We start from the raw sequence: 11,626 nt of genomic DNA on the forward strand, positions 1-11,626 counted from the left end.
ATGTGGGAGGGCGGTGGGTAGCGAGCGCGGACCCACCGTGCGCTAGCCTCTCGGGAGGGCGGAGGTCGCTCGGGAGGAGGCTCGTCTGATGATCCGTCGTTCACTCGTGCTGGTCGCGCTGGTGCTCGCCGTGGTCGGGCTGGCCGCGCCCGCCCACGCCCAGGACTACCCGCCCCAGCCGGGCATCACCGTCGACAAGCCCAACGTCGATCCCGGCGACACCGTCCGAGTCACCGGTCGCGGTTGCGAGGCCGGCGCCTCGGTCACCATCCAGTTCAACGGCCAGACGGTGGCCACGGTCACCGCTGGGTCAGACGGCAGCTTCTCGGGCTCGTTCACCGTTCCCGCCGGGACGCCAACCGGGACCTACCAGGTCAGCGCGACCGGGTGCGCCACCCAGGTGCTCAGCACCTCGATCACCGTCGGCACGGCCGTCACCCCGACGACCTCGCCGAGCGTGTTGCCCCGCACCGGTTCCGGCACGACGGAGACACTGCTGCGGGTCGGCATCGTGCTGGTCGCCGCCGGCGGGCTGCTGGCATTGGCCGCTCGCCGCCGCGGAGCGGTACCCACCCGCTGATCGCCCGCGCACCAGCCGGTCGAGCGCGCCCACTCGCTCAACCCGCCCGGGGCGGAGCCGTTCGCGAGCGGGCTCGACCCGGCAGTGGGGTCAGAGCAGGTTGCCGAGCTCCTGCACGCCTGTGAACCGATCGATGATCGGGACCTCGAACCGCGCCCCCGGGGTGCCCGCCGAGACTCGGCGCGGGGGTTCCACCGGGATGACGTCGTGGGGGGTGAGCAGGCCCTCGGTGACGAGGTCATCGATGAACGCAGACACGGATTCCAGGGCGCCGACCCGGGTGGTGGAGTAGCTCGCCTCCACCTGGGCCACGACCTCGTCCGTGGATGCGCCACTCGCGAGCGCCTGCCAGATCTGCACGCCGAGGCCGGCGAGCGTGTAGCAGGTGCCCGCAGCGAGGTTGATGATCACCACCTCGTCGCCGAGCGTCTCGTGGATGACCGAGGGAGCGTTGACCCGGAAGCGTTGATCCGTCACGGGGCATGCCTTTCCTCGGGGGCACGGGCCGTCACCAGCCAGGGGCGCCCAACGCTACCGGTGGCCCCCGCATCCATCCAGCACCTCCTCGTCCTCGTAGGCTCGATCGCGGTGCAGGGTTGGAGACAGGTCCGTGTCGAGGTGGATGCCACTGCGGTGGACATCGTGTCAGGCGCCTTATGGGGCGCGGGCGCCGCCGGGATCGAGGAATGCCCGGTGGCAAGCGGCGCCCGCTGCGCGCTGCTGGCCGCCGTGCCCGCCGACCGGCTCGAAGCCGTCCTGGACGCGGTCTCCGAGCTCGATCCGGTCGTCGCCGACCTCGATCCCGGGGCCGGGCTGGACACCTGGAAGCGTCATGCGCGCCCGGTCGAGGCCGGCCCGTTCGTGGTGGAGCCGGCCTGGTGGGCACCGGCAGCCACCTCGGCCGCACCGGGCGTCGGGGCCTGCGGTGGGGTCGGTACCGAGCGTCGCCACCTGCGGATCGATCCCGGCCGCAGCTTCGGGAGTGGCAGCCACGTGACGACCAGGCTGATGCTGGAAGCGGTCGGGCGCTTCACCCGGCCCGGGTCCCGGATGCTCGACGTGGGCTGCGGCTCGGGGGTGTTGTCGGTGGCGGCGGCCCTGTCGGGCGCGTCGGAGGTGCGGGCGATCGACATCGACCCCCACGCGGTGGAGGCGACCATCGCCAACGCTCGGCGCAACGGCGTGGGGGCGCGGATCGACTGCGACGGCGCCAGCCTGGAGCAGGTTCGCGGGGTCTTCGATCTCGTGCTGGCGAACATCGGGGCCTCGGTGCTCGTCGACCTCGCCGGGCCGCTGGCGGCCCGGGTCGCGCCGGGCGGCCGGCTGGTGCTGAGCGGGATGCTCGACGAGCAGGTGGACCAGGTGGCTGCTGCCCACGCCCATGCGTTCCCCGAACGGGCGGAGCGCCGGGGTCGCGACGGGTGGGGGTTGCTGGTGCTGTGCCGGCCGGCCGGGTCCCCGGCCCCCTCGGGATCTCCGGTCGGGGAGCGGGGATCGCCGGATCGGTGATCCCCGACCCGCACCGGTAGCGTTGGTTGCCGACCCGGCCGCCTTCCGCGGCCGGCGATCCCGGGGGGTTCTCGCGTGAAGGAGTTCGATCAGCTCTACATCGGTGGTGCCTGGGTGCCGTCCCAGGGCGGCGAGACGATCGAGGTCGTCAACCCCTCCACCGAGCAGGTCTGCGGGCGCGTGCCGGCGGGGACGCCGGCGGATGTCGATCGCGCCGTCGAGGCGGCTCGCGCCGCCTTCGAGACCTGGGGTTTCACATCCCCTGAGGAGCGCCGCAAGCACATCGAGGGCATCGCGGAGGGTCTGCGGTCGCGAAGCGAGGAGATCGCGGCCTGCATCTCCCAAGAGCTCGGCATGCCCATCCGGCTGGCCACCGCCATCCAGGCAGGGTTGCCGGCGGCGAACATGGCCAACCACGTCCGGATCCTCGAGGACTTCCCGTTCGAGGAGCGGGTCGGCAACTCCCTGGTCATCCGCGAACCGGTGGGGGTGGTCGGAGCGATCACTCCGTGGAACTACCCGCTCCACCAGATCGTGGCCAAGGTCGCCCCCGCCCTCGCTGCCGGTTGCACCGTGGTGCTCAAACCCAGCGAGGTCACACCCTTGAACGCCTTCATCCTCACCGAGATCATCGACGCGGTGGGCCTGCCCGCAGGGACGTTCAACCTGGTCACCGGCACCGGCCCGGTGGTCGGCGAGGCCATCGCCGCTCATCCGGACGTCGACATGGTGTCGTTCACGGGCTCGACCCGGGCCGGCAAGCGGGTCACCGAGCTCGGCGCGCAGACCGTCAAGCGGGTCCACCTGGAGCTCGGGGGGAAGTCCGCCAACGTGATCCTCGACGACGCGGACCTCGACGCCTGCGTCGCTCCCGGCGTGATCTCGGGTTGCTTCCTGAACTCGGGCCAGACCTGCAGCGCGCTCACCCGGATGCTGGTCCCCCGCGGCATGCAGGCACAGGTGGTGGCCCTGGCCAAGGCCGCGGCCGAGAGCGTCACCGTGGGCCCGGCGGACTCCGACGCCAGGCTCGGCCCGCTCGTCTCGGCCACCCAGCGCGATCGGGTGCGGGCCTACATCCAGACCGGCATCGACGAGGGGGCCACGCTCGTGACCGGCGGTGTCGATCCGCCCGAGGGCCTCGACACCGGGTACTTCGTGCAGCCCACGGTCTTCGCCGACGTCACCCCGGACATGACGATCGCGCGGGAGGAGATCTTCGGCCCCGTGCTGGCGATCATGCCCTACGACGACGAGGAGCAGGCGGTCGAGATCGCCAACGCCACCATCTACGGATTGGCTGGGGCGGTGCAGTCGGCCGACGTCGAGCGCGCGAAGGCGTTCGCCCGGCGGATGCGAACCGGTCAGGTGAACATCAACGAAGGTGGGTTCAACCTGCTCGCGCCGTTCGGCGGGTACAAGCAGTCGGGCAACGGGCGGGAGCTGGGCCGGTTCGGCCTCGAGGAGTTCCTCGAGTACAAGTCCCTCCAGCTCCCGGCTTGATCGGCCCGTGACCGCCACGACGGAGGTGCCCGCCGAGGCGGGTGGGCGGGTGTTCCGCCGCGGGATGGGCGTCGTGCTCCGCCACGCGCGCCGCCAGCGCCGCACGTTCGCCGTCAGCCTGATCGGCGCCACCGTGTACGCGATGGCGGCCGTGGGCACGACCGTGGTACTCGGGCGGGTCACCAACCAGGTGATCGTCCCGGCTTTCGGTGAGGGGGTCAGTCGCTCCGCGGTCGTCGGTGCCGCCGTGGCGCTGCTGCTGATCGCCTTCCTGCGCGCCGGTTCGATCGTGTTGCGGCGGTACTTCGCGGCACTCACGACGTTCCGCACCCAGGCCCATCTGCGGCGCGAGGTGACCGACCGCTACCTGCAGGTGCCGCTCGGGTACCACCGGGCGACGCCCACGGGGCAGCTCCTGGCCCACGCCGACAGCGACGTGCTGGCAGCCACCGAGGTGCTCAACGCGCTGCCCTTCAGCCTCGGCGTGATGGTGCTGATCGTGTTCGCGCTGATCAGCCTGCTGCTCGTGGACCCACTGATCACCCTCGTGGCCGTCCTGCTCTTCCCCCTCCTGGCGTTGCTCAACCGGGTGTACACCACGGCGGTGGAGCGGCCGGTGGCCGTGGTGCAGCGGCGGGTGGCGGAGGTCTCGCGCATTGCTCACGAGAGCTTCGACGGCGCGCTGGTGGTGAAGACCCTCGGGCGTTCCGACGATGAGGTGGCCCGACTCGACGAGGCCGCGGACCGGCTTCTCGATGCCCGTGTGCGGGTGGGTCGCATCCGTGCCCTGTTCGAGCCGGCGATCGACGCCATCCCGAACATCGGCATCATCCTGCTCCTGCTCATCGGGAGCTGGGAGCTCAGCCAGGGCATGCTGAACGAGGGCGAGCTCGTGCAGGCCATGGCGTTGTTCGGGTTGCTCGCGTTCCCGATGCGGGTGGTGGGGTTCTTCCTCCAGGAGCTGCCGCGATGCGTCGTGGCCACCGCGCGCCTCGACCGGGTGCTCGCCGAGCCTGGCGCGCCGGAGGCCGAGCGCTCGGCCTCCCGCTGCTTGCCGGCGGGGCCCCTCGGGGTGCGTTACGACGACGTCAGCTTCGCCTACGGCGGGCACCGGGTCCTGGAGGGGGTGTCGCTCCGGGTCGACCCGGGCGAGATCGTGGCCCTGGTCGGTGCCACCGGTGCGGGGAAGACGACCCTGTGCGAGCTGCTGGTACGGATGGCGGACCCGCTCTCCGGCACGGTGTCCGTGGGCGGGGTCGACCTGCGGTGGGTCGAGCCCACCGAGCTCCGCCGAGCCGTGGCCCTGGTGTTCCAGGAGACCTTCCTGTTCGCCGACACCGTGGCCCAGAACATCACCCTCGGCGACGAGGTCAGCGAGGGACAGCTCATCGAGGCTGCCCGGGTGGCGCAGGCGCACGAGTTCATCTCCCGCCTCCCGGACGGCTACGAGACCGTCGTCGGGGAGCGGGGTGTCACCCTCTCGGGCGGCCAGCGCCAGCGGGTCGCGCTGGCCCGAGCCCTGCTCCGCCGACCCCGGGTCCTGGTCCTCGACGACGCGACCTCCGCGGTGGACCCCGTGGTGGAAGCGGAGATCCTCGAGGGGCTCCGCCGCGCGCTCGACATGACCACTCTCGTCGTCGCCCACCGGGTCTCCACCATCGGGCTCGCGGATCGGGTGGTGCTGCTCGAGAGCGGTCGGGTGATCGCCACCGGAACGCATGAGGAGCTGCTGTCGGTTCCCGCGTACGAAGCGATCGTGCGGGCGTACGAGACAGGTGGCGAACCATGACCGCCGTCGCCGACGAACAGGAGCTCGATCCCGAATCGGGGCTGTTCGACGACATCGAAGCCCACCTCCGCGGCGGGGACGCGGCGGGGGCCACCGGCGGCGCCGTACAGGTCCTCCGACGCGGGCTGGCCATCTCCCCCGAGCTTCGTCGAGGCCTGCGCTTCACGGTGCTCATGGCCCTCGCGGGCGCGGTGGGCCGCATCGCGGTACCGGTGCTCATCCAGCAGATCCTCGACGAAGGGGTCACCGGGTCGGGCGGTCTGCGAGCCGGCTTCGTGCTGTCGGCGTGCGGGGTCACCCTCCTGGTGGTGGTGGCGGTGATGGCGATCTCCCGCATCACCTACATCAGGCTGGTCCAGTCCGCGGAAGCCATGCTGCGCAGCCTGCGGGTGCGCGCCTTCGCCCACATCCACCGGCTCTCCGTCGCGGACCACGACGAGGCCAAGCGGGGGGTGCTCACGGCGCGGGTCACCAGCGACATCGAGACCATCGCCCGGTTCGCGCAGTGGGGCGGCATCGCCTGGATCGTGAACACGATCGTGATCCTCGGCGTGCTCGCCGTGATGGCGGTGTACTCGTGGCAGGTCGCCCTGCTGGTGATCGTGGTGTTCGCGCCGATGCTGCCGGTCATGCGGGCCCTGCAGCGCAGGCAGCTGCGCGCCTACGACCAGGTGCGCACCCGTGTCGGCGAGACCATGTCCGCCATCTCGGAGAGCATCATGGGAGCCGGCGTCGTGCGCGCCTACGGCATCGGTGGGCGGGTCCGCGAACGGGTGCACGGCGCCATCGACCGTCAGTACCGCAGCGAGGTGCGAGCAGCCCGCTACTTCGCCCTGCTGTTCCCGCTCGGGGACATCTTCGGCGGCACGGCGCTCGCGGCCGTGGTGGCCGCCGGGGCGTGGTTCGGCCCGGGCTGGGGGCTCAACGTCGGGAGCCTCGTGGCCTGCCTGTTCCTGGTCAACCTCATCCTCGGTCCCATCGCCGAGCTGGGGGAGATCCTGGACCAGACGCAGACCGCGCTCTCGGGCTGGCGCAAGGTGCTCGACGTGCTCGACCTGCCGATCGACGTCCCCGAGCCCGACCCCGGGGTGGCGCTCCCCGGGGGACCGCTCGACGTGCGGGTCGAGGACCTGTCGTTCGCCTACCGGGAGGGCGGCCGGGTGCTGCACGGGGTGTCGGTCGAGATCCCCGCCGGCGCGGATGTCGCCGTGGTGGGCGAGACCGGATCGGGCAAGACCACCTTCGCCAAGCTCCTCTGCCGGCTGGCGGATCCCACGGACGGGCGGATCCTCGTCGGCGGTGTCGATCTGCGCCAGGTCGCGCCCGGGTCGCGCCACGACGCGATCCGGCTGGTCCCCCAGGACGGATTCCTCTTCGACACCTCGATCCGTGAGAACGTGCGCATGGGTCGGGCAGGCGCAGGCGACGGCGAGGTGGAGGAGGTCTTCCGCCGGTTGGGTCTCGACGAGTGGCTCGCCCGACTCCCGGCCGGGCTCGACACCATGGTGGGCGAGCGCGGTGAGCACCTCTCGGTGGGCGAGCGCCAGCTCGTCGCCCTCGCCCGCGCCGCGGTGGCCAACCCGGGCCTGCTCATCCTCGACGAGGCCACCTCCGCCGTCGACCCCGAGACGGAACGAGCCATCACCACCGCGCTCGCCCGGCTGGCGCAGGGGCGGACGACCGTCAGCGTCGCCCACCGGTTGTCGACCGCCGAGGCGGCCGATGTGGTGCTGGTGTTCGACGCGGGACGCATCGTGGAGCAGGGCTCGCACGCCGAGCTGGTGGCCTCGGGCGGGCGGTACGCCGAGCTCTACGAGAGCTGGCTCGGCAACACCCGGCGCGACGGTTCCTGACGACTGACGGCCGGCAGGGCGGCTTTTTCGCCCCGTGGGGCCGGTGGCTAGATTCGGCTCCGCCCCGACCGGTCGCGATGCCCTGACTTGGAGGAATCCCGTGAACGATCCCGTGCGCGTTGCCGTCACCGGAGCCGCTGGCCAGATCGGCTACAGCCTCCTGTTCCGCATCGCGAGCGGCCAGATGCTCGGCCCGGATCAGCCGGTGATCCTCCAGCTCCTCGACATCACGCCAGCCATGGACGCCCTGCGGGGCGTGGTGATGGAGCTCGAGGACTGCGCCTTCCCCCTCCTCGAGTCGATCAACCAGACCGACGAGCCGGCAGAGGCGTTCAGCGGTGCCGATTATGCGCTGCTGGTCGGTGCCCGGCCTCGTTCGAAGGGCATGGAGCGCAAAGACCTCCTCGAGGCCAACGGGGCGATCTTCACCGTCCAGGGCAAGGCCCTCAACGACCATGCCTCCAAGGACGTGCGGGTCCTGGTGGTGGGGAACCCGGCGAACACGAACTGCCTGATCGCCATGAACAACGCGCCCGACCTGCCGCGGCGCCACTTCACGGCCATGACCCGCCTCGACCACAACCGGGCGGTGGCGCAGATCGCCAAGCGGGCGGGTCGCTCGGTCCGGTCGGTGAAGAAGGTGTCGATCTGGGGGAACCACTCGGCCACCCAGTACCCGCACCTGTTCGCTGCGGAGATCGACGGCGTGAACGCGCACCAGGTCATCGACGACCTGGGATGGGTGCAGGACGACTTCATCCCCACGGTGCAGCAGCGGGGCGCAGCGATCATCGAGGCCCGGGGGCTGTCGAGCGCCGCCTCGGCCGCGAACGCCGCGCTCGACCACATGCGCGACTGGGTGCTGGGCACCCCGAGCGGTGATTGGGTGAGCATGGCAGTGGCCTCCGACGGCAGCTACGGGGTGCCCGAAGGGCTGATCTGCTCGTTCCCGGTCACCACCTCCGCCGGCGAGTGGGAGATCGTGCAGGGTCTCGAGCTCGACGACTTCGCCCGCCAGCGGTTCGACGCCAGTGTCGCCGAGCTGATCGAGGAGCGCGACACGGTGGTCGAGCTCGGTCTCATCTGATCGTGGCTACTTGAGGAACTTGCTGGTGGTGTTGTCGGCCAGGACCTTGCCCGCGGTCTGACAGGCCGGGCAGTAGTTGACCGTGTAGGTCGAGTAGGACACCGAGCGGATGGTGTCGCCGCACACCGGGCACGGCTGGCCTTCACGATGGTGGACCGCGCCCGGCCGCTCCTTCGAGTGGCTCATGTCGTCGCGATCACGTTCGTAGGCCAGCGGCTCCTCGATGCACCGGCGGATCGCCGCATGCAGCCGATCGATGTCGTCCGGACCGAGGTTCGCGGTGTTGGCGAACGGCGACAGGCCTGCCCGGTGGCAGATCTCGTTGGCCAGCCGGCGGCCGATCCCGGCGATACACCGCTGGTCGCGCAGGAAGCCGTGGACGCGCCTGGAGACACGGCGCAGGCGGCGTTCGAGCTCGTCGCGCGACACGGCGTCCGCCTCGGGTCCCAGGTCGGCGAGGGGGTCCTGAAGAAGCGGGTCGTCCTGGATCACCCAGATGCCTGCTCTTTTCTCCCTGCCTGCCTCGGTGAGCAACAACCCGCTGCCGTCCGCGAACAGCCAGCGGGCCAGCGCGCCCCGTGGCCTCGAGGCGAGCTTCTTGTCGGGACGGAGGCGCCCGCCCTGCATGAGGTGCACGACGAAGGTCGCGGCCTGCATGTCGAGCAACAGGTACTTGCCGCGCCGCCTGACCGCGACGAGCGGGTGACCGAAGGCCACTTCCGGCGGCGGGGTCACGGTCTTGAGCGCGGTGAACGACATGGCCTGGAACTGCTCGAGGACCCGACCGCCGACGGCGGCCGTCAGACGTTCGGCATGCGCTTGCAGCTCTGGCAGCTCGGGCACGGCGCTCGTCCCCTCAGTAGCTCGTCTCGGCTCGGAGCGCCCCGAAGAGGTCTTGGAGGCCGGCGAGGGAAGCCTGCTGCGACGCCAGCGCTCGGATGTCGCCGCCGATGCGCAAGCCCCCGGTCATGAAGGCGGCCTGCGCGCTCTGGATCCCCTGGTTGATCCGGGCAGCCGTGTCGCGATCGGTGATGAACGTCACCGTCGGTGCGCTGGCCCGCCCGCGGTGCGCCCGGACCCGCCCGCCGCGCAGGACGAGGTGGTACGCGACCTCCGTCCCGTCATCGTCGGTCACCACCTGCTGGATGACCATGTCGAGGTCCGGATCGACCGCGTCGGTGGCCGCCTCCGCGGCGCGCTCGAGGGCGGCGAGCCACTCGTCAGACAGGAATCGCAGCACCTGGCCAGGCTAGACACGGGCTCCTCGCCTCACGACCGTTCGCCGGCCCCCGGGGGCTGCGCAACGGCAGTACGATCACCCGCCATGCAGGAGGTCGCCCGGGGCGTGAAGGTCTTCGACGCCCCGGCGGTGTCGGGGCGGTGGCAGCCGATGACAGGCCCGGACGACGTGCTCGATCTGATGGACTCCGGCGCCGAGGGCGTGATCGCGCTGGTGCGCGACGCGGGCGCCACCTTCCTGTCACCGATCTTCCACGAGCTCGCCGGCGTGGTCTGCACCGGAGGCACCCCGCGCAGCCACATCGGGATCGTGAGCCGGGAGTTCCACGTGCCGTGCATCATGGGCGCCACCTTCGTGGGTCGCGAACCCGAACCGGGCAGCATGGTGGAGCTCGACTGCAGTGGGGCCGAAGGCGTCCTCCGTGGCTGATCCGGCACGGCCGAGACCACCGGGGCACCGCGACTGCGAGCACGACCTGGAGGAGGCGAACCGACTGATCGCCTACCACAGCCCGATCGCCCAGGCCCTGACGGCGGAGCGCACGTCGTACCGCTCACAGCTCATCCCCGTCACCGCGTACATCGTCGTGGCCTGTGCCGAGACGTTCTACCGGTACCCGGCGATGATCGAGGCGATCGACGCGGCCATGCCCGCGGAGGAGATCGGACGGGCCGGCCGGCGACCTGGGAGCACCATCAACACCGTCCACCTGTGGTCGATCGCCAACTTCTACCTGACAGGACGCAAGGCGCTCACCGCGATCGATCCTGGTCTCGACGACCCCCATGCGGCCCGCACCGTCCTCGAGTTCTGGGAGCGGGCGGCGATGGCGTTCCGCGGGGGTGACGGCACCCGCCAGGCATGGGATGCCGGGGGTGTCGTCCGGCCCTACGGCGACGACATCGTGCAGACCCTCGTGGAGGGTGCCCAGCCGATCGCCGACGAGGAGCAGCGGAGCCGGGTCAGGCGGTTCAACGCCACGCTGGTGAACTACCTGTTCCTCCTCTACTTCGATACCCGAGTGGGCACGGGCGACACCGGTCCGTACGTGCTGCCCGACGGGCGGGTCCTGCTGGTGCGCGACTTCTACCGCTTGGGCCACAGCGACTTCTGGTGGTCCGATGTGGCCGCCGGCATGCCCTACCAGAACCTCACGGCCGGCCTGGTGCTCGACGGGGTCGACGTACGGATCTCCGACTTCGGTTCCTGCGTCACCGTCCCGGAGGACTACCTCGGCCATCTCAGCGGGTTCGGGCTGTTCACCACCGACACCCCGGACGGGTCCCTGGCCCCGGTCCCCCTCGACGAGATGGACGCGCTGGTGTCGACCGTCCGTACCGTGCAGGCGCGCCACTACCGCAACATCGTGGCCATGAGCCGTGATGAGATGATCCGCGCCGGCGCCTACGTCTATTTCACCTTCCTGCGACCCTTCGCCGAAGCGGCCGGGGTGGCGGATCGACTCGACTGGTCCGTTCCGAAGGCGGTCCCCGAGCCGCTGTACGAACTGTTCTCCGCTCTCACGGGTGACGAGGTGGAGCTCGGCGGCGACGGCGACTACTACTCGCTCATCCGCCCGTCGTGACCGCTGAGACGGGCGCACCGCTAATGTCCGGTCGTCCGGTTCGTGGAAGCTTCGAGGAAGGGAGCACCTGTGGGCTTCATGGACGACCTCAAGCGGGGCGCTGACAGCCTCAGCAGCAAGATCAACCAGGGCCTTTCCGGCAGCGGCAGCGGTGCGCCCAGCGCTGCTCGGGCCGAGCCGCTGCTGCGAGATCTGGGTGTGCTCACCTTCCTGGAGCGGACCGGGAGGTTGAGCGAGGCCCAGCAGGCCGATGTCCAGCGGGTGCTGGCGGACCTGCAGTCCCTCGAGGCACAGGGGGTTCGCCTGGACCTGGCGCTGCGCAGCGCGCCCCCGCCTCCACCGGGTGCCGCTGCGCCACCGCCCCCACCGGGTGCCGCTGCACCGCCGCCTCCTGGAGCGGCTGCACCGCCGCCCCCACCGAGCAGTGTGGCGCCGCCACCGCCTCCACCGGGTGCGGCTACGCCGCCCCCACCTCCACCGGGT

General features: G+C 71.1%; 11 protein-coding genes and 1 pseudogene. 9 read left to right on the forward strand and 3 right to left on the reverse strand.

Annotated features, from left to right (window positions below; genetic code table 11):
* The first annotated feature begins 88 nt into the window (after window positions 1-88).
* The gene (locus tag V7004_RS12980; protein WP_334144481.1) at window positions 89-580 is read left to right on the forward strand and encodes a hypothetical protein; all 492 of its coding nucleotides are present in this window, start codon (window positions 89-91) and stop codon (window positions 578-580) included.
* 90 nt (window positions 581-670) lie between these two features.
* On the opposite strand, the gene V7004_RS12985 is transcribed toward V7004_RS12980, so the two are convergent.
* Entirely contained in the window at window positions 671-1,057 is a 387-nt protein-coding gene (locus V7004_RS12985; protein ID WP_334144483.1) for a PqqD family protein, read from the reverse strand.
* A 111-nt stretch (window positions 1,058-1,168) separates the two neighbouring features.
* Here V7004_RS12985 and V7004_RS12990 point away from each other — a divergent pair, with 111 nt between their 5' ends.
* From V7004_RS12990 to V7004_RS13010, 5 genes are all read left to right on the forward strand, one after another.
* On the forward strand, window positions 1,169-2,089 hold the full coding sequence (locus tag V7004_RS12990) for a 50S ribosomal protein L11 methyltransferase (protein ID WP_334144484.1): 921 nt from the start codon (window positions 1,169-1,171) through the stop codon (window positions 2,087-2,089).
* 75 nt (window positions 2,090-2,164) lie between these two features.
* Window positions 2,165-3,589, forward strand: coding sequence for an aldehyde dehydrogenase family protein (locus V7004_RS12995; protein ID WP_334144485.1), 1,425 nt, complete (start codon window positions 2,165-2,167; stop codon window positions 3,587-3,589).
* Between the two features lie 7 nt (window positions 3,590-3,596).
* A complete protein-coding gene (locus tag V7004_RS13000; protein WP_334144486.1) occupies window positions 3,597-5,378 on the forward strand; it encodes an ABC transporter ATP-binding protein in 1,782 nt (593 codons plus the stop codon).
* The gene (locus V7004_RS13005; RefSeq protein ID WP_334144488.1) at window positions 5,375-7,231 is read left to right on the forward strand and encodes an ABC transporter ATP-binding protein; all 1,857 of its coding nucleotides are present in this window, start codon (window positions 5,375-5,377) and stop codon (window positions 7,229-7,231) included. The genes V7004_RS13000 and V7004_RS13005 overlap by 4 nt, the downstream gene beginning before the upstream one ends.
* Before the next feature lie 100 nt (window positions 7,232-7,331).
* Window positions 7,332-8,318: a malate dehydrogenase gene (locus V7004_RS13010; protein WP_334144490.1), complete on the forward strand. Its 987-nt coding sequence runs from the start codon at window positions 7,332-7,334 to the stop codon at window positions 8,316-8,318.
* A 6-nt stretch (window positions 8,319-8,324) separates the two neighbouring features.
* Here V7004_RS13010 and V7004_RS13015 read toward each other — a convergent pair whose 3' ends face one another.
* Both V7004_RS13015 and V7004_RS13020 read right to left on the reverse strand, forming a co-directional pair.
* Window positions 8,325-9,161 carry a DNA-formamidopyrimidine glycosylase family protein gene (locus V7004_RS13015; RefSeq protein WP_334144491.1) on the reverse strand — a complete coding sequence of 279 codons (837 nt, stop codon included), beginning with the start codon at window positions 9,159-9,161 and terminating at the stop codon, window positions 8,325-8,327.
* Window positions 9,162-9,174: 13 nt separating this feature from the next.
* Window positions 9,175-9,558 (reverse strand): SCP2 sterol-binding domain-containing protein, encoded by a 384-nt coding sequence (locus V7004_RS13020; protein WP_334144492.1) that lies wholly within the window; start codon window positions 9,556-9,558, stop codon window positions 9,175-9,177.
* Window positions 9,559-9,642: 84 nt separating this feature from the next.
* Here V7004_RS13020 and V7004_RS13025 point away from each other — a divergent pair, with 84 nt between their 5' ends.
* The 3 genes and pseudogenes from V7004_RS13025 to V7004_RS13035 all read left to right on the forward strand — a co-directional run.
* A complete protein-coding gene (locus V7004_RS13025) occupies window positions 9,643-9,987 on the forward strand; it encodes a PEP-utilizing enzyme (RefSeq protein WP_334144493.1) in 345 nt (114 codons plus the stop codon).
* Window positions 9,980-11,143, forward strand: a complete 1,164-nt coding sequence (locus V7004_RS13030; RefSeq protein WP_334144494.1) for a hypothetical protein — start codon at window positions 9,980-9,982, stop codon at window positions 11,141-11,143. The genes V7004_RS13025 and V7004_RS13030 overlap by 8 nt, the downstream gene beginning before the upstream one ends.
* Window positions 11,144-11,212: 69 nt before the next feature.
* Window positions 11,213-11,626, forward strand: a pseudogene (locus V7004_RS13035) (hypothetical protein); the annotation flags it as partial.

The organism is Rhabdothermincola sp., assembly GCF_036846205.1.
Taxonomy (GTDB): domain Bacteria; phylum Actinomycetota; class Acidimicrobiia; order Acidimicrobiales; family Acidimicrobilacustridaceae; genus Rhabdothermincola.